The 19,528-nt window shown below is 47.2% G+C and carries 10 protein-coding genes; 4 read left to right on the forward strand and 6 right to left on the reverse strand.

The window, feature by feature from the left end; all coding sequences use genetic code 11:
- Positions 1-691 precede the first annotated feature (691 nt).
- Positions 692-2,392, forward strand: a complete 1,701-nt coding sequence (locus tag F7D73_RS04180; protein WP_153122441.1) for a hypothetical protein — start codon at positions 692-694, stop codon at positions 2,390-2,392.
- Between the two features lie 175 nt (positions 2,393-2,567).
- Positions 2,568-3,230 carry a hypothetical protein gene (locus tag F7D73_RS04185; RefSeq protein WP_153122443.1) on the forward strand — a complete coding sequence of 221 codons (663 nt, stop codon included), beginning with the start codon at positions 2,568-2,570 and terminating at the stop codon, positions 3,228-3,230.
- 123 nt (positions 3,231-3,353) lie between these two features.
- Here the strand turns inward: F7D73_RS04185 and F7D73_RS04190 are convergent, their stop codons facing one another.
- The 4 genes from F7D73_RS04190 to asnB all read right to left on the reverse strand — a co-directional run bounded on the left by F7D73_RS04190 (position 3,354) and on the right by asnB (position 12,524).
- Positions 3,354-4,409: a glycoside hydrolase family 43 protein gene (locus tag F7D73_RS04190; RefSeq protein WP_153122445.1), complete on the reverse strand. Its 1,056-nt coding sequence runs from the start codon at positions 4,407-4,409 to the stop codon at positions 3,354-3,356.
- Positions 4,410-4,790: 381 nt separating this feature from the next.
- Entirely contained in the window at positions 4,791-6,134 is a 1,344-nt protein-coding gene (locus F7D73_RS04195) for a glutamate synthase subunit beta (protein WP_153122446.1), read from the reverse strand.
- Positions 6,135-6,153: 19 nt separating this feature from the next.
- Positions 6,154-10,677, reverse strand: a complete 4,524-nt coding sequence (gene gltB / locus F7D73_RS04200; RefSeq protein WP_153122448.1) for a glutamate synthase large subunit — start codon at positions 10,675-10,677, stop codon at positions 6,154-6,156.
- A gap of 59 nt (positions 10,678-10,736) precedes the next feature.
- Positions 10,737-12,524: an asparagine synthase B gene (gene asnB / locus F7D73_RS04205; RefSeq protein ID WP_153122450.1), complete on the reverse strand. Its 1,788-nt coding sequence runs from the start codon at positions 12,522-12,524 to the stop codon at positions 10,737-10,739.
- Positions 12,525-12,994: 470 nt separating this feature from the next.
- Here asnB and F7D73_RS04210 point away from each other — a divergent pair, with 470 nt between their 5' ends.
- Both F7D73_RS04210 and F7D73_RS04215 read left to right on the forward strand, forming a co-directional pair.
- Positions 12,995-15,172, forward strand: coding sequence for a GH92 family glycosyl hydrolase (locus F7D73_RS04210; RefSeq protein WP_153122452.1), 2,178 nt, complete (start codon positions 12,995-12,997; stop codon positions 15,170-15,172).
- Between the two features lie 28 nt (positions 15,173-15,200).
- Positions 15,201-16,685: a glycoside hydrolase family 125 protein gene (locus tag F7D73_RS04215; RefSeq protein ID WP_153122454.1), complete on the forward strand. Its 1,485-nt coding sequence runs from the start codon at positions 15,201-15,203 to the stop codon at positions 16,683-16,685.
- A gap of 691 nt (positions 16,686-17,376) precedes the next feature.
- Here F7D73_RS04215 and F7D73_RS04220 read toward each other — a convergent pair.
- Together F7D73_RS04220 and F7D73_RS04225 are read right to left on the reverse strand one after the other, a co-directional pair.
- Positions 17,377-18,093, reverse strand: a complete 717-nt coding sequence (locus F7D73_RS04220) for a hypothetical protein (protein ID WP_153122456.1) — start codon at positions 18,091-18,093, stop codon at positions 17,377-17,379.
- A 121-nt stretch (positions 18,094-18,214) separates the two neighbouring features.
- Entirely contained in the window at positions 18,215-19,477 is a 1,263-nt protein-coding gene (locus F7D73_RS04225; RefSeq protein WP_153122458.1) for an ammonium transporter, read from the reverse strand.
- Between the last annotated feature and the right edge of the window lie 51 nt (positions 19,478-19,528).

Here is a 19,528-nt window from a genome sequence, read left to right on the forward strand (position 1 = left end):
AACCGCTTCTTGTACTACTTGTCTGTTTATGTAAAATCTTTCAAAGAACTCTTTCTTTATATTGCTAAGAGAAACCGTATTTCTCAAAAGCGAGTGCAAAAATACTAACTATTTTTCATTCCACCAAATTCTTCGGCAAAAAAGTTCGGTAAACAGATATATTTTAACACTCATAAACATTTAAAACATTCCTTATCCGTATTACACCTCTTTATATTATGCAAAACATGTGCTCGTACACACCGTATTTGAAAAGGGGAATGAAGCCACCAAGAATAACTTCATTATACACCTATACTTTAACACGTATATTTTACAATAGGTATATAGACAAATTGATTTAAATGATACCAGGATACGAATTGACCTAAATCAACAATTCTAAAACATAATTTTACCTATTAACAGGCAACTCGCCATAAAATAGCAGACATGGGCAGCTTGAATACTTAAAAAGTATAAAAAACAGCACATTTTCCGCAATTAAGTGCTTGAAAATCTTTCCAATTGAAAAAAACTATAACCTTGCAGCGGTATATATACAATTTAATAAGAAAAAATAACGAGCTAAGAATGTAATGTCAAAGCGTGACCTAAAACAACAAAGCAACTAAATGCTATTGTATAAGAGGGTCATGAACGACATATTTAGAGTTAGACAACATAAGTTTAATTAAATTTTTATCCAAAAATGAAAAGACAATTAACTAGTATTTTGCTCTTCTCTGCCCTCTTGATGGGTGGAGCTAGCACTTTTGTGTCTTGTACAGACCACGAAAGCGACAATGCTTATAACGCTAGCATTTCTATTGCAGATGCAGTTGCAAAGCAGCTTGACGCTTTGAAGTTGGCAAACCAGCAGTTGCAGGCAAACATCGACGACCTGAAGAGCGATGTTGCAACCAACAAGGACAAGATTGCTGCACTTGAAGCACAGGTTGCTGCAAATAAGGCTGCTATCGAGAACTTGAACGGCACTTGGACTGAGAAGTTCCAAAAACTCAACACACAACTTAATGAATCAATTGGTGCGCTCGGAAATAGAGCTACAGCATTGGAGGAAGCAGTTGACAAAATTAACGGTCAGCTTCCTGCTGAACTTGCAAAGTTGAACCAGGCTATTCAGGATATCGCTGAGCTCAAGACTAAATCTAAAGAGGTTGATGAGTTGCAGAAAAAGCTTGATGAACTCAACGAAAAGCTCTATGGCAAATTGGCCGGTGAGGGCGACATCAACACTTTGAAGGATGCCATAGATACTATCAATGGTCAGTTGAAGGAAGCTGCAAAATATGTACTTGCTAAGTTGCAGGATCCTAAGTCAACAAGTCTGAACCTGTCAGGTCTTGCTTCTGCTTTGTATAGCAACCTCAACAACCAGTTGACTGCATACGGCGTCCAGGCTTCTTGGAAGCAGAAGAATCAGAATGGCAATGAAGTAGAGAAGGTTGTTACATCTGAGATCAAACTGGCTGCATTTGCTGTTAAGCCATTGAGTTTCGATTTCTTGGCAAACAACAGCAAGCTCGACAACCTCAGCCTCGACCGTTTCATGTTGCCAACTAATTTGTCAGAGAAGCAGAAAGGTATCAGTGGTCTTGACTTCAATAACATTATCGACCCATCAACAGGTAAGACAATCGAGGTTGCTACAATAGTAGCTGTACCTGGCGTAAAGATTGTTCCTAATGGCACAGATCTCGACATCATCCAGATTTCTGACGGCAAGAAGCTTAACACCATCAAGAACGCTTATATCGTAAGCTGGGAAAAAGCTAGCAAGGACATCTCAATTGAAGTTAACGGTGAGGCTGGTAGCGCATCTGGCAGCACAACTTTGGATACATACATCTATCAGATCAAGGTGAAGGATGATACCATGAAGGATCTTATCGCAGACCTCAACAAAAACTTGTCAACAACATTGGGTCCTGTGAAGACAGCTCTCGATTGGGCTAACACATTAGCAGGTAAGTATGACCAGAATGTTGCTAAGGTAAACAACTTGATTAAGAAGGTAGAGGGTGTTATCACGAACGTCAACAAGTACTTGCAGCCAGCCATCATGTTCAAGGCTGATAATGGTTCATGGAACTTCGTCAGCACAGGTAGTCACTTCGCAACAAGTTTCGTAGGTGTTGGTGCAACTCCATTGGTTGCTACTTCTTACACTGCTGAACTTTTGGCTCCTGCTTACAAGAAGCAGTTGTACGTTAAGGAGGCTGGTGCTGAGATTCTGGTAAACGGTAAGGCAACAAAGTCTGCTTTCAACGGTCAGATCCAGAAGGTAGTATTCAATGCTTCTAAGGCAGGTAACTATACCATCGTTTACAAGGCTATCGATTACTCTGGTAAGGTAGTAGAGAAGAACTTCTACGTTACAGTTAAGTAATAAAACATTCGATAATAGGCAATTAAATTAATAACAATACTGCGTTAAATTAACATTTAATCGTCTGTAAATCAATAACTTATATTAAGAAATGCTTATGAAAACTTAACTATAAAAAGCTGGTCAAGTCGCTGATTTTCAGTAACTTTGTAGATCACGACAAATACAATATTACATGAATACAGGACTTGACCAATATATGGATATCTTTAAAGCTGCAGTTGAAAATTCAGCTGCAAAGATAACAAAAAGTTTCGAGAAAATACTCATCGAGGTGATATTTTTGTTCATGGTAATACCAAGAAAGATAAATTTCACCAAAATGGGGAGGTATGGCTCGCATGTTGAGCAAACCTATCGCAACGCATTCGGCTTGAAAAAGTCGAAGTGCATTAATTGGCTCAAACTTAATGTCTCACTTGCCAAGCGCTTCTTCGGTAAACAGGGAAGATGGGCTATTGCCATTGATCCCAGCTACATCAGCAAAGCTGACAAGAAAACTCCACATATCGGTCGTTTTGGGTCGGGATGTGCACAGTCTGTTAAACATGGTCTCGAAATCATGGGTATTGGACTCATTGATAGTCTTATGGACTGCCAGGCTCGCGATAAGTGGAAACTCGATTTTGCTTTCAATGCTTCGTTCACATCACTAAATGTTGCCAAGGTAACTATGAAGGAGATGGGAATGGAATATTCTATGTCTTCATTCAAGTCACTGATGACCAACATTTATCTGGTGAAACGAATTTTTAAAGCAAGCGGGTACACCCCGAACCGAACTTTAATTAGCAAGATTTTCAAAGATCTCTCGTACTTACAGCGTATAGCTGCTTAGCACATTATTGAATTATTAACGAACTATTGAAATAAAGAATCATATCAATAAAAACGCTAGAGTTTCACAATCGTAAACTCTAGCGTTTTTTATTGATGATATGAAAAATATCTTAATATTCTTTTACTTCTGCTCTTTCAATTTCTTATCCCATTTCAGCAGATTCAGATATTCCTTCTTGGTAATTCGCATAAAACTACCATGCTGAGGACCTGTTACACCCTTGATATCCACAGGGTCAGAGAAATTGCGGAGATACTTATCAGCCTTACAGATGCGATAGTGCTTAGGGTTGTCGCTATACTGGATATAAGCCACTCGCCAGGTATCATCACCCATCAACTGGAAGGCAGAGCTGCCCTCGCAATTCTTGCGGCCCTCGAAGTTGACATAATCATTCTCTACAGGCTCACCCCAACCATGATTCAAATACTTGCTTGTAGCGGTATAAATACCCGGCTTTCCTCCCTCTTTCTTGATAAGCATGTGGAAGAGGCCATCGCTCTTGAGATAGTTGATATCAGCATCGATGGTAGCATATCCCCAGTCGAAGAGCAACTTTGGAGTGGTAATCTTGGTGAAAGTCTTATCTGCATAGCTGTAGTACATGCGGTCGTACTTTTCCTCTGCACGGTTGAGCATAGAATAGTAAATCATGTATCCACCCTTCTCACCATTTTCCCAGCGATAATCAGGATCCCAAAAGATCTGAGGTGCCCAGACACGGTTGATAGTACTCCAGTCCTTATAAGGAGACTGAGCAGTGGCAGCATCGCAGAAGTTCTGCATACCCTTGCGATAATCGAAGGTAACGCTGGTCCAATGAATCAGGTCCTTACTCTTCAGGAGGTCAATGCCATAATTGTCCCATTTGTGGCTCTTACGAACGCACATATCAGTAGTAACCATAATATAGCCTTTGCCGTCATGGGTACGGGTGATGTAAGCATCGCGGGTACCGCCTTCGATACGGGCATGTTCCTCTGGGTCGAAGATAGGTTTACCATCGTTGATATCCTGATAGTTGTAGCCATCACGAGAAACAGCATAGGCTGTCCATTCACCCTTATCACTCATGTGACAGTAGAGATAGCCATAATCTCCCTTTACAAGATTCTGTGCGGTCATTGGCATGAAGGCAGCCAACGCCAAGAGAACGGTTGATAATTTCTTCTTCATTTCTTGATCTTCTTAGTTTAATTATTATTAGTCGAATTATTGGGTGCAAAATTACACTTTTTATTTGAGACTACCAAATCAAGAAGGCTACAAAGCTATAGTTTTATCGGAAAAAACTCCTTTTTGAACGATTTATACTCGGGGGACAGACGATGGAATCGCCTGGAACGGGGGCGAAAGGGGGAAAGGGAGGACGAGGAAAGGGAAACGAGGGAAAGGGAGGACGAGAAAAAGGGAGGCAAACCTCATCACAAGGTCCGTCTCCCCTACTTATAGTTATAAATAACCGATTTATTTGATTCATCTCAATGCAAGTACTTACGATGGTCATTGCAAATACTTGCGTTTGCCAATGAAGCTTACTTCGTGAATATCCGGAAATTACTTGTTTAAGAACTTGTCAACCTGGGCAGCAATCTTTCTGCCGCTTGCCATAGCACGAACTACCAGAGAAGCTCCGCTTGCTGCATCCCCTGCCACGAAGACATTTTCTGCAAACTCTGGCTGCTGTGGCTTCAGGAAACCCATTGCCAGGAATACAGCCTCTGCCTTGATGATTTCAGGCTCGCCTGCCTCTACCATCAGAGGGCGACCACCTTCTGGGTTTGGCTTCCAGTCGATTGGCTGAACCTTCACACCTGTCAGCTTGCCATTCTTTCCCAGGAACTCCAGAGAGTTGATGTTCCAGCGGCGGGTACAACCTTCCTCATGACTGGAGGTGGTCTTCAGGGTGCGAGGCCAGTTTGGCCAAGGATTCTTAGGATCCTCAGGACCCTCTACCGGCTTAGGCATAATCTCAATCTGAGTTACGCTCTTGCAGCCCTGGCGATGAGCGGTACCGATACAGTCGGAACCCGTATCACCACCACCGATGACCAAGACATCCTTGCCCTTGCAGTTGACCAGTTCATCCTTAGAGAACTCCATGCCTGCAAGGACTCGGTTCTGCTGAGAGAGGAGTTCGAGGGCGAAATAAACACCCTTCAATTCTCGTCCAGGAATCTTCAGGTCGCGGGCTGTAGGAGTACCCGTAGATACCACGTAGGCATCAAAGCCCTCTGGCAACTTAGTGACATCTATCTGCTGATTGTATTTGAACTCGATGCCTTCCTCTTCGAGAAGACGGAGGCGGCGGTCGATGATACTCTTGTTGAGTTTGAAGTTTGGAATACCATAGCGCAACAAGCCACCGGCATTCTCACGTGCCTCGAACACTGTTACCTTATATCCCTTATGGTTCAACTGGTTGGCAGCAACCAATCCCGCAGGACCGGCACCGATGACAGCCACCGTCTTGCCATTACGCTCCGGAATCTCAACATGCACATAATCCTCTGAGAAGGCGTGCTCCACGATGGCGCACTCATCCTCACGGTTGGTGGTTGGTTCATGATCCATGAGATTCAATACACACGCCTTCTCGCAGAGTGCAGGACAGATGCGTCCTGTGAACTCCGGGAAGTCGTTGGTGGAATTGAGGAGACGGTAAGCCTGCTCCCAGTCGCCCTTGTAGAGGGCATCATTCCACTCCGGTGCCTTGTTGCCCAGCGGACAAGCCCAGTGGCAGAAAGGCACGCCACAATCCATGCAACGGGAAGCCTGCTGTCGGCGGTCGTTGCTATTCAAAGTCTGTTCTACCTCGCTGAAGTCGAGGATTCTATCGTGAATTGGTCTATAACCTGCTTCCTTGCGAGGTATAGTCAAAAATGCTTTTGGATTTCCCATCTTTTTTCTAATTTTAAAATTAGTAATCGCGCTGCATATCCGCAATCTTCTGCTGCAACTTCTTTACCTGCTCCTCCTGGAGAACTCGCTTGTACTCGATTGGCACTACCTGGATGAAATCCTCTACGTAGTGGTTCCAGTCGTCGAGCATGGTACGGGCGAGCTTACTGCCGGTGTAGAGATAATGCTGACGGATCAGCTCGTGCAACTCCTTGCGATAGGTGCTGTCCTCCACGAGGTTGATCTCCACCATATCCATGTTACAGAAGTAATCGAAGTTGTGGTTCTTATCCCATACATAGGCAACACCACCACTCATACCAGCGGCGAAGTTACGGCCGGTTTCACCGAGCACTACTACTCTACCGCCCGTCATGTACTCGCAGCAGTGGTCGCCAGCACCCTCAATCACAGCGATGGCACCGGAGTTACGAACACCGAAGCGCTCGCCTACCTTACCATTGATATACAACTCACCGCTTGTGGCACCATACAATCCGGTGTTACCGGCGATGATGTTATCCTCGGCAGAGAAGTTGCTGCGGATAGGAGGAAGGATGGAAATACGACCTCCTGAAAGTCCCTTGGCGAAATAGTCATTGGTCTCACCCTCGAGTTTGAAATCCACTCCCTTGACCAGGAAGGCACCGAAACTCTGACCTGCAGAACCCTTGAACTTCACGTTTACGGTCTTGTCTGGAAGACCAGCCTCACCATATTTCTCGGCAATCATACCGCTCAGCATGGCACCTGCGGCACGGTCGGTATTCTTGATGGCGAAGTCGAGGTTCACCTCTTCCTGGTTCTCGATGGCACGCTGTGCACCACGAATCAACTGCTGGTCGAGCACATTGTCGAGGTCATGAATCTGCTCGGTAGTATGATAGAGCGAGCAATGGCCTGTCTCACGATGCAGCAAACGGGAGAAGTCGAGCAAGTCTGCCTTTTCCTCGATACTCTTAGCCACCTCTGGCTCTACGGCATCAGCACCCTCGGTAGGAACAATCTCCTCATCCTTCTTGCGGACGATGAGCTCGGTATGACCGATGATATCGTTCAATGAGGTGTAACCCATCTCAGCCAGATACTCACGAACCTCCTCGGCGAGGAAGCGGAAGTAGTTGATGAGGTACTTGTAACTGCCACGGAAGTGCGCACGGAGCTTAGGATCCTGTGTAGCAACACCCATAGGACAGGTATTCAGGTTACACTTACGCATCATAACACAACCTAATACGATGAGGGCAGCGGTACCGAAACTGAATTCCTCTGCACCGAGCAAAGCCATCAGGATGATGTCGCGACCGCTCTTCAACTGACCATCCACCTGCAGGCGAACCTGACCACGAAGACCGTTCTTCACCAGAGTCTGCTGGGTTTCAGAAAGTCCGATTTCAGGAGAGATACCTGCAAAACGCATGCTGGATGCAGGGCTGGCGCCTGTACCACCCTCGGCACCGGAGATAACGATGAGGTCTGCCTTCGCCTTAGCCACACCGGCAGCGATGGTACCCACACCACTCTCAGCTACCAACTTCACGGAGATAGCCGCCTTAGGGTTCACATTCTTGAGGTCGAAGATGAGCTGAGCCAAATCCTCGATACTGTAGATATCGTGATGAGGTGGAGGAGAAATCAGGCTGATGCCAGGGATAGAGTGACGGGTCTTGGCGATGACCTCGTTAACCTTGAAGCCAGGCAACTGACCACCCTCACCCGGTTTAGCACCCTGTGCCACCTTGATCTGGATTTCCTCTGCATTTACCAAATATTCTGTTGTCACACCGAATCGACCGGAAGCCACCTGCTTGGTCTTGCTGGAGAGGCTGATGCCATCCTGAGTAGAATGGAATCGCTCGTTATCCTCACCACCTTCACCGGTATTGCTTCGAGCACCCAGGGCGTTCATGGCGAGTGCCATTGCCTCGTGAGCCTCCTTAGAGAGGGCACCGAAACTCATCGCACCGGTAACGAAGTGCTTGACGATTTCCTCTACCGGCTCCACCTTATCTATAGAGATAGGGTTCTTGCGGAAGCTGAAGAAGTCGCGGATGAAGATAGGCTCCTGCTTATCGTCAACGAGATGTGTATATTTCTTGAAGAGATCGTAATCGCCCTTGCGGGTTGCGAGCTGCAGGGTAGCGATGGTCTCTGGGTTCCAAGCGTGCTTGATACCATCCTTGCGGTAGTGGAACTGTCCCATACTTGGCAGGAAGTCGAGCTTCTTGATCTCGAATGCCTTGTCGTGCAGGCGGATAGCATCACGGGCGATGGTCTCAAGTCCGATACCGCCGATGGTGCTCACCTCTGTTCCGAAGTAGCTCTTCAGGAGGCTCTCGCTCAAGCCGATGCTCTCGAAGATCTTGGCACCACGATAGCTTCGGATGGTAGAGATACCCATCTTAGCCATAATCTTGAACAAGCCCTTCTTCACAGCCTTGATGTAGTTCTGCTCGGCTGTATGGTAATCCTCCTGAATCTTTCCCTTCTTTACCAGGTCGTCGAGGATGGCGTATGTCAAATATGGACAGAGGGCTGATGCACCGTAACCCAGCAACAGGGCTGCGTGCATTACCTCACGAATTTCACCGCTCTCAACGATGAGGGCTGTCTGTACACGCTTGCCGGCATCAATCAGATAATGATGTACGGCACTCACGGCGAGCAGAGATGGAATGGCAGCATGGGTCTCATCCACGCCACGGTCGCTCAAGATGATGTAGTTGTAACCATCATCCACACTCTGTGCAGCCTGCTTGCAGAGTTCATCCAGAGCCTCATGCAATCCTTCTTCGCCCTTGGCGGTTTCGAAGAGCATGTGGAGCTTTACAGTATTGAAGCCCTTGTAGCGGATATTCTGAAGGATATCCAACTGAGTATTCGTCAAGATAGGATGTGGCAGACGAACCATCTTGCAGTTGCTTTCGTCCGGGTTCAGGATGCCGGAACCTACTCTACCGATATACTCGGTAAGACTCATCACGAGGTTCTCACGGATAGAGTCGATGGCAGGATTGGTAACCTGAGCAAACTGCTGACGGAAGTAGTTGAAGAAAATCTGTGGCTGGTCTGAAAGCACGGCAAGTGGGGTATCATTACCCATAGATGCAGTAGGCTCCTGCCCCTTGGTAGCCATCGGGATGATGGTACCATCGATGTCTTCCTCGCCAAAACCGAACTCCAATTCCTTGCGAGTGAGGTTTTCTACAGCGTTTTCCACTTTTCGTCCGCTGCGCAACTTTTCCAGTTCAATACGGTTGGTATTCAACCACTGGCGGTAAGGATGAGCCTCAGCCAGGCGCTCCTTGATTTCGCCATCATAATAGATTTTGCCTTCCTGGGTATCAATCAAGAGGATCTTACCAGGCTGCAGACGGCCCTTCTCGGCAATCTCGGTTGGGTCGAAATCCATCACACCTACCTCAGATGCGACTACCATCATATCGTTCTTGGTGATGGTATAGCGGGCAGGACGCAAACCATTTCTATCGAGCATACCACCGGCATAACGGCCATCGCTGAAGAGCAGGGCGGCAGGACCATCCCATGGCTCCATCAGGATAGAATGATACTCATAGAAAGCCTTCAAATCCTCAGAGATAGGGTTCTTGTCGTTGAAGCTCTCAGGCACCATGACAGCCATGGCGTGAGGCAATGACAGACCGCTCATCACGAAGAACTCGAATACATTGTCGAGGCTGGCAGAGTCACTCATATCAGGCTGGACGATAGGAGAAATCTCACGGATATCGCCCAGAGCCTCACTGCCCAACACACTCTCGCGCGCCTTCATCCAGGCACGGTTACCACGGATGGTGTTGATCTCACCATTGTGGGCAAGGAGACGGAATGGCTGAGCCAGACTCCATGTTGGGAAGGTGTTGGTAGAGAAGCGGGAGTGAACCAATGCCAAACCGCTTGTAAAATAATTATTGGTCAAATCAGGATAGTACTGACGCAGCTGGAGGCTGCTCAACATACCCTTATATACGATGTTCGAATTAGACAACGAACAGATATAGAAATCAGGATCGCTGATTCGTTTCTCGATGCGCTTGCGGATGAGATAGAGGGTGCGCTCGAAAACAGGCACCTTATCATCTGTAACACCCGTGATGAACACCTGTTTGATGGCAGGTTCGTTGCTCAATGCAGCCTCACCCAGACAGTCAGGGTTGGTAGGCACATTGCGCAGGTGCATCAGCTGCAATCCCTCGCGCTCAATTTCCTCGATCATGATAGAGAGGATGTCCTGCTGTTTCTTCTCGTCCTTAGGCAAGAAGACGAGACCCGTTCCGTATTTTCCCTTCTCAGGCACTGGGATACCCTGAAGAAGAATAAACTCATGTGGAATCTGGAGCATGATACCGGCACCGTCGCCCGTCTTGTTATCAGCACCCTCTGCACCACGATGGCGCATGTTTTCGAGTACCTTCAAGGCGTTATCGACCAGCTCATGACTCTTGTTACCGTGGATATTCACCACCATACCTACGCCACACGCATCGTGCTCATAGGCTGAACTGTACAATCCTTTTTCCATTTCTTGTTCGTTTTATATCGGTTATTTATAACTATCTATATATCATCATTTTATGTTGACTATTTATACGCCTGTTCATGAACACCCGCCACGGCTCTGCCGCTAGGATCGTTCTGGTTCTTGAACGAGGCATCCCAGGCAAGGGCTTCGGCTGTAGAGCATGCAACACTAGGAACGCTTGGCACACTGCGGGCAGCACTGTCGCTTGGGAAGTGCTCGGCAAAGATAGAGCGATAATAGTACTCCTCCTTGTTCTGTGGAGGATTGATAGGGAATCGCTCGGCAGCATGCGCCATCTGCTCATCGCTTACGGCAGAAGCGGTAATCTGCTTCAGGGTGTCAATCCATGAATAGCCCACGCCATCGGAGAACTGCTCCTTCTGTCGCCATGCCACTTCTTCAGGAAGCAAATCGGCGAATGCCTCACGAACCACCTTCTTCTCGATGGTCTTGTCCGGACACATCTTCAACACAGGATTCATGCCCATCGCTACATCCAGGAACTCCTTGTCGAGGAAAGGCACACGGCCCTCGATGCCCCATGCAGCCAGACTCTTGTTGGCTCTCAGGCAATCGTAGAGATAGAGCTTGCCCAGCTTGCGCACGGTTTCCTCGTGGAAAGCCTTGGCATCCGGTGCCTTGTGGAAGTAGAGATAACCTCCGAATACCTCATCGGCACCCTCGCCCGAAAGTACCATCTTGATACCCATGCTTCGGATGACTCTCGCCAGGAGATACATCGGGGTAGAGGCACGCACGGTGGTTACATCGTAGGTCTCGATGAAGTAGATGACATCACGGATGGCATCCAATCCTTCCTGAATGGTGTAGTTGATTTCATGATGCACGGTTCCGATGTGCTCGGCTACCAGTCGTGCCTTCGCCAAATCAGGCGCACCCTTCAAGCCCACGGCAAAGGAGTGCAAGCGTGGCCAGTATGCCTTGGTCTCGCCACCGTTCTCCACACGGGTAGAAGAATATTTCTCGGCTACAGCAGAGATGACTGAAGAATCAAGACCGCCGCTCAGCAATACGCCGTAAGGCACATCACTCATCAGCTGGCGCTTCACAGAAGACTCCAAGGCATCGTGAATCTCCTTTACGGCTGCCTCTTCCTGAGGTTCCGCATCCTTCAGCTGGGCTTCAGCCTTCTTCTTATCATCAATCTGATATTTTTTCTGCATGGCAGCATACTCAAACCACTCGCGGGTATAGTAACGCTTCATGCCAGGATTCTTGCTATAATAATAATGACCTGGGAGGAATGGCTCATAGTGGTCGCACTGACCTTCCAATGCCTTCAACTCACTTGCCACCAGCACCTTTCCATCTTTATCATAACCGATATAAAGAGGAATCACACCGATTGGGTCTCGGGCGATGAGGAACTCATCACGCTCTGCATCGTAAAGAGCGAAAGCAAAGATACCGTTCAGCTCTTCAAGCATCTTGGAGATACGGGCGTGGAGCGCATCCTCACCTTTATATATTAGGGTATCAAAGTCGGAATCTGCTCGCATCTCACGATAGAGAGAAAGAATCACCTCGCAGTCAGAACCGGTCTGATACTGGTATTTGCCGGCAAAACGGGCACGGATATTCTGATGATTATAAATCTCACCGTTTACGGCAAGCACCTGTTTCTTATCTGGTGCAAACAAAGGTTGGCGACCACTTTCCGGGTCAACGATGCTCAGACGCTCATGTGCCAGGATAGCGGAACCACCACAATAGATGCCGCTCCAGTCTGGTCCGCGATGACGGATCTTCTGGCTCATACGAAGCGCTTGCTGTCGCAATTCAGGAGTTTGCTCCTGAATATTGAAGATAGATACGATTCCACACATAATATCTTTTCCTTTCTTTTACGGTTATTTATAACTCTAATTCTTATCAGAAACTCGCTTTCAATATCATTTTGCTAAGTTTCGGGTGCAAAATTACTACTTTTTGACAATACACAAAAGATTTTCGTTACCTTTTGTCTTAAGAAAAGAGGTATAATTACATTTTTACACATAACTATCCATTTAATCTTTCATTTTGAAAGCACAAACCACACCAATCGTTACAGAATAACATAAAGAGAGAAAAATAAGATAAAAGCATTAATTCCACAGAAATCCCTACGCTCTGAAAGGGCAGGGCGTAGGGACAAACATCATACTGCAATCCACATCAATACGATGAAAGTTTAGTTAAAAAATATATAGGATTGTGCCGTTTTTCCCATTTTTTTCGTATCTTTGCAGTATTATTAGTTTTATTACAAATAACCTAATTTATTCAATTATTCCGTAGAAGTTACTATAACAATATGAGAAAGAAACTTATAAACCTATTCATGATGACTTGCGTGATAGCTGGTGGCTTCACACAGGCATCCTTTGCTCAACAGGCAAAATCAAGCAATCTCACACAGTTTGTCAACCCTAGAATCGGAACGGGTGGTCATGGACACGTATTCCTCGGAGCCAATGTTCCATTCGGATACGTTCAGTTAGGTCCTACCGAGCCATCACGTGGCTGGGACTGGTGTTCCGGGTATCACCACTCCGACTCGGTGCTCATCGGATTCGGCCATCAACACCTCAGCGGTACCGGTATCGGTGACCTGGGCGACGTGGCATTCCTGCCTGTAACCGATGCCAACCAGAAGGAAATCCTCTTCAGTCATGCCAACGAGAATGTGCGCCCGGGCTATTATGCCGTAAAACTGCAGCAGCCTAACGTATGGGTAGAACTCACTGCCACCCAGCGTGCCGGATTCCAGCGCTATACCTTCGGTGCAGATGCACAGCAGGCACAGCTGGTGCTCGACCTGAAGCAGGGCATCGGATGGGATGCGGCAAAGGATTACAACGTAGACAAGATTACATCTACCACTATGGCAGGGCATCGCTTCTCCAAGGGTTGGGCAAACGACCAGAAGGCATTCTTCTTCGCTGAATTCTCACAGCCTGTCACCGTGAAGCCATTGGGAACCGGAAGATGGTTGATTACTGCAGCAGATGTTACCAAACCTTTGTTGGTAAAGACGGGCATGTCGGCTGTAAGCGCCGAGAACGCCCAACTGAATTTGCAGAAGGAGATTCCAGGCTGGGATTTCCGACAGGTGGTGGCTGACGCTGACGAAGCATGGAACAAGGAATTGGCTAAGGTGAACATCGAGACTAACGACTCTGTATCCCGCCGCATCTTCTACACAGCGATGTATCACTGCATGACCGCTCCATCCGTGTTCTCGGATGTCAACGGACAGTATCGTGGTGCCGACGGCAAGGTGCACGATGGCAACTTTACCAACTACACCACCCTCTCGCTCTGGGATACCTATCGTGCGGCTCATCCGCTGATGACGATGATTCACACCGATATGCTGCCAGATATGGCAAGCACCTTCATCAACATCTATCGCCAGCAGGGCCAGTTGCCGGTATGGCATCTGATGGGTAACGAAACCAACTGCATGGTGGGCAACCCAGGCATCCCTGTGCTTGCCGACATGGTTCTCAAGGGCTATGTGCAGGATAAGGAAGGTGCCTACGAGGCATTGAAGCAGTCGGCCCTGCGCGAAGACCGCGGCTTGGGTCTGCTCAAGAAATACAGCTATTTGCCTTACGACCTGGAGAAGACCAAGGAAACCGTGGCAAAGGGTTTGGAATATGCTCTGGCTGATGCCTGCGTGGCAAAGGTGGCTCGCATGTTAGGCAAGAAGGAAGATGCCAAATATTTCGAGAAGAGATCTAAATCTTACAGCAAATACTTCGACAAGGAAACCGGATTCATGCGCGGCATCGGTTCCGACGGCAAGTTCCGTACTCCATTCGACCCATTCTCTGCCGAACATCGTGACGATGACTACACCGAAGGAAATGCATGGCAATACACCTGGCTGGTGCCACACGATGTTCACGGACTCGTGAAACTCTTCGGCAACGAACAGAAGTTTGTTACCAAGCTCGATTCGCTCTTCATCGTCACCGGAAACATGGGCGACAATGCTTCCCCAGACATCTCAGGCCTCATCGGCCAGTATGCCCACGGCAATGAGCCTAGCCATCATGTGCTCTACATGTACAACTATGTAGGTCAGCCTTGGAAGGGAGCCCGCCTGCTGCGCCAGACCATGGACGAGATGTATAAGGACGATTTCGACGGATTGAGCGGCAATGAGGACGTAGGTCAGATGTCGGCATGGTACATTCTTTCTTCCATGGGTCTCTATCAAGTAGAGCCAGCCGGCGGCAAGTACATCATCGGCAGTCCTATCTTCGACAAGGCATCGCTGAACGTAGGCAAGGGCAAGACCTTCAGCATCATCTGCAAGGACAACAGCAAGGAGAACATGTATATCCAGCATGCCAAGCTGAACGGCAAGCCATACACCAAGTCGTACATCATGTATAGCGACATCATGAAGGGTGGCACCCTGGAGCTCCAGATGGGCAGCCAGCCATCCAAGTGGGGAACACGTCCTGCCGACCGACCATAATATGAACTAACTAACAAAAGATAAGAAAATGAGAAAGACTATTTTAACAATGGCACTTCTTGCCTCCATGACAGCGATGGCTCAGGAGAATGCCAAGGTGGATGTCCACGCACGCTATACTAAGGTGGTGACACCAGTGGATGGCAAGTACGAATCTAAGCGTCCGCCTGTAGAGGACCGTCTCTTCACCTCCACCGCCGTGGAGAAGAAGATCAAGGAAGTGCAGAAAATCCTGAAGAAGAACCCAAAGTTGGCTTGGATGTTTGCCAACTGCTATCCTAACACCCTGGAGAGCACCGTTCACTACCGTGTGCTCGAGAATGGTGATGACGATACATTTGTATATACAGGCGACATCCCAGCCATGTGGCTCCGCGACTCAGGTGCACAGGTATGGCCATACGTGGCGCTTGCCAACAAGGACGAGAAGTTGAAGAAGATGCTAAAGGGCGTGATTCTGCGCCAGCTGAAGTGCATCAACATCGACCGCTATGCCAATGCCTTCAACGATGGTCCTACGGGTGCCGGATGGGTGAAAGACCGCACCAAGATGCAGCCGGATGTATTCGAGCGCAAGTATGAGATTGACTCCTTCTGCTACCCTATCCGCCTGGCTTACGAGTACTGGAAGGTGACAGGCGATGACTCCATCTTCGGCGACGTTTGGATGCAGGCAGTAGAGAACATTCTGAAGACTTTCCATGAGCAGCAGCGCAAGGTAACAGCCAAGGCATATCACTTTACCCGTGTTTCCGACCGTGCCTTCGATACCATCGGCTGGGACGGTTTCGGTGCTCCGGTGAAACCTGTAGGTCTGATTGCCTCCATGTTCCGTCCATCAGATGATGCCACGATTCTTCCATTCCTCATTCCTTCCAATTTCATGGCAGTATCATCTATGAACAAGGCTGCCGAAATTCTGAAGCATGTGGCAGAGAAGGATGCGGCAAAGAAGGATGCAGCTCTGAAGATTGCCAAGGATTGCAGCAGTCTGGCTGATGAGGTTCAGGCAGCCTTGCAGAAGTATGCTATCTATGATCATCCTAAGTACGGCAAGATTTACGCCTACGAGGTAGATGGTTTCGGCAACCAGCTTCTGATGGACGATTCCAACGTGCCATCTCTCCTGGGTATGGGCTATATGGGCGATGTTCCGATGAACGACCCTATCTATCAGAACACCCGCCGTTTTGTATGGAGCGAGGACAATCCTTGTTTCTTCCGTGGCAAGGCTGGCGAGGGTATCGGTGGTCCTCACATCGGATACGACATGCCTTGGCCTATGTCTATCATGATGAAGTGTTTCACAGCCCAGAGCGACGACGAGATTCGTTTCTGCATGAAGATGTTGCTGAACACGGATGCGGGCATGGGATTCATCCATGAGTCATTCCACAAGGATGATGCATCGAAGTTCACCCGTCCATGGTTTGCATGGCAGAACACGCTGTTTGGCGAGTTGGTGATTAAGCTGATCAACGATGGCAAGGCAGACTTGCTGAACAACTTATAATACACCTTATTATATATATAGAGAGAGGATGTGTCATGAGTCCATGGCACATCCTCTTTTTCGTTTCATTAATCGTCCCACAGTTTTCACAGATAACGCAGATTTAGGATTTTAGAATTTGTAAAGAATTACGAGTAAAGGAACCCCTCTGAAAAACTGAAGGTTGTGAAGGAAGGGTCACAAAAAAAAACTGAAATCTGAAATTAAAAATTCATTTTTATATGCAGCGTAGAGTAAAAGAGAGGTAATTATCTGATTATTAGAATAATAACCAATATTTACACCAAGTGTTAAAATGCAGTTTTTGACATAAAATTATTATTTTGAAAAAGTGCCTTCAGTCCTTCAGCCAACAATTTTGTCCATTCTTCTTACTTTTTAACCCTATTTTAACACTCCCAAAAACTTTGCCTTCAGTTCCTTCAGTTTTCGTGTCTTATTTTTTTATTTTCCCTCTTTTCCCAAAGAATCAAGATTTTTCAATACGCTATTATTTTATCTCTCAGAGATATAGTTTTATTTCACAGAGATAATATTTTATCTCTCAGAGATATTTTATTATTTCTCAGAGATATTTTCCCAACAGAAGTTTCGCATGTAATTCAAGTACGGACTGAAGAGACAAATGAGGGTGTGTCATGAACTTATGACACACCCTCTTTTATTATTTATAAAACTAAAAAACTATATATTATGGTTGCAAGGTGAAACCTACTACCAGGTAGGCTTTCTCGGTGCTAGGGTTAGCAGCCACCTGAGCGAAGACTGGAACAGAGAAAGAATCTGTTATCTTCAAATCCTTGGTTGCTTTCACACCTACATGAGTAACAGCGAAACCATTGGCATCACCATAGAATGATGTGGCGAATGGCACGGCACCCACGCTCGCCTCCCAATCACAACCTCCGAGTTTGAATGGAGCTGTAGCCTCGAGATAAGATGAATAGGCACGGTCGCCATCCTTGTTGACTCCATCATTGCCTGCAAAGTTGGTATACCAGTTGAGGGCAAGTGCTCCGAAATCATAACCTACGTTTGCCTCGAAGACATGAGAGGTTTCGTGCGCCTTGTAGGCGAAATACTTCTCGTTAGGCGAATTGAACCAGTAATCAGTTACACCGATATGGAAACCACCCGTCTCGTATGCCAAGGTAAGATCGAACTCCTTGGTATCCTCAGGCTGAGAAAGTCCTACGCTTCCCCAGGCTGTGAGGGAGAGGCCTTTGTATCCGATGCCCAATGTAGGCTGCAGGGAAACGGCTCCCAAATCCTGACCACGCCAGTAGTACTGGCTCACAATATCAGCACCCATAGATGTTTCCACCTTGTCCTGTGCCATAGCAGCAGGAGCAAATGCCATCAAACCGAGTGCCAACGCACCCATCTTCTTCATATCTAAATGCTTCATATTCTCTCTTTTTATGTGATACATTTTTCTTTTAAAAGTTTCGGCTGCAAAATTAATAATAATAATTTTGCTCACCAAAACTTTTGTCTATTATCTCTCTTACGTCTATATGAAAGTACCATTAGTTGTAGCAGCTCTCACCATGCTCGTAGATATCCAGACCTTCTTCCTCGATTCGCTTATCAACACGGAGACCAGCAATCTTCTTGATACCCCAGAAGAGGATGATACCTGTAGCAGCTGCCCAAAGGTCGATGCAGAGGATACCGAAGCACTGTGCGCCGAAGAAACCGAAACCGCCACCATAGAAGGCACCACCATCAAGGGCGAAGAGACCTGTCATCAAGGTACCGAAGATACCACATACACCATGAACTGAACTTGCACCAACAGGGTCATCAATATGAAGCTTGGTATCGATGAACTCAATAGAGAATACCAGAATGATACCAGCCAAGAGACCGATGATGGCAGAACCCAATGGACTAACCAAGTCGCAACCAGCAGTAATGGCTACCAAACCAGCCAGAATACCGTTCAATGTCAATGAGAATGAAGGTTTGCCATACTTGATCCAAGAGGTGAACATAGTACCGAGACCACCACAAACTGCAGCCAGGTTGGTTGTCAGGAATACGTGGCTGATAGCAACACGGTTAACCTCACCAGAAGCAGCAAGCTGAGAACCAGGGTTGAATCCGAACCATCCGAACCAGAGGATAAATACACCGAGGGCAGCAGCCATCAGGTTGTGACCAGGGATAGCAGTACTCTTGCCATTGCGATACTTACCCAAACGAGGGCCTAAGCAGATAGCACCCACCAAAGCAAGTACACCACCAACACTATGTACGATAGCTGAACCTGCGAAATCATGGAAGGCAGCACCGAAGGTGTTCATCATGAAAGAACCGGCATCAGCGTTGCAGAGCCAACCGCCACCCCATGTCCAGTGACCCTCTACTGGGTAGATGATCAATGAGATGAAGAAAGAATAGATGCAATACATGGAGAACTTGGTACGTTCTGCCATAGCACCAGAAACGATGGTAGCACTAGTAGCGCAGAAAACTGTCTCAAACATCAGGAAGCCTTCTGTTGGAAGACCGGCTGCATTCGTATAGAAAGACAAATCGCCGAAGTTAGGCATACCGATGAAACCGGCGCCATCGCTACCAAACATAAATCCGAAACCAACGAACCAGAAGAGAACGGAACCGATCATGAAATCGACAAAGTTCTTAAACAAGATGTTCGCGGTGTTTTTACTACGGGTAAAGCCCGCCTCGCAGAGGGCAAATCCCGGCTGCATGAAAAAGACCAACATGGCTGCCAAGAGCATCCATACGGTATCTACTGAAATTCCTAAATCCTGTACACTCATAACATAAAATCTTTAAAGTGTTCTTTTTTCCTGAAAACTTATTCTCTCTCC

It is taken from the genome of Segatella copri (assembly GCF_009494395.1).
Lineage (GTDB): Bacteria > Bacteroidota > Bacteroidia > Bacteroidales > Bacteroidaceae > Prevotella.

Bases quoted from the DNA above. Each gene is read 5' to 3' on its own strand.
- F7D73_RS04180 (WP_153122441.1), top strand. From the start codon at position 692: ATGAAAAGACAATTAACTAGTATTTTGCTCTTCTCTGCCCTCTTGATG.
- F7D73_RS04185 (WP_153122443.1), top strand. From the start codon at position 2,568: ATGAATACAGGACTTGACCAATATATGGATATCTTTAAAGCTGCAGTT.
- F7D73_RS04220 (WP_153122456.1), bottom strand. From the start codon at position 18,093: ATGAAGCATTTAGATATGAAGAAGATGGGTGCGTTGGCACTCGGTTTG.
- F7D73_RS04215 (WP_153122454.1), top strand. From the start codon at position 15,201: ATGAGAAAGACTATTTTAACAATGGCACTTCTTGCCTCCATGACAGCG.
- F7D73_RS04210 (WP_153122452.1), top strand. From the start codon at position 12,995: ATGAGAAAGAAACTTATAAACCTATTCATGATGACTTGCGTGATAGCT.
- gltB (WP_153122448.1), bottom strand. From the start codon at position 10,677: ATGGAAAAAGGATTGTACAGTTCAGCCTATGAGCACGATGCGTGTGGC.
- F7D73_RS04190 (WP_153122445.1), bottom strand. From the start codon at position 4,409: ATGAAGAAGAAATTATCAACCGTTCTCTTGGCGTTGGCTGCCTTCATG.
- asnB (WP_153122450.1), bottom strand. From the start codon at position 12,524: ATGTGTGGAATCGTATCTATCTTCAATATTCAGGAGCAAACTCCTGAA.
- F7D73_RS04225 (WP_153122458.1), bottom strand. From the start codon at position 19,477: ATGAGTGTACAGGATTTAGGAATTTCAGTAGATACCGTATGGATGCTC.
- F7D73_RS04195 (WP_153122446.1), bottom strand. From the start codon at position 6,134: ATGGGAAATCCAAAAGCATTTTTGACTATACCTCGCAAGGAAGCAGGT.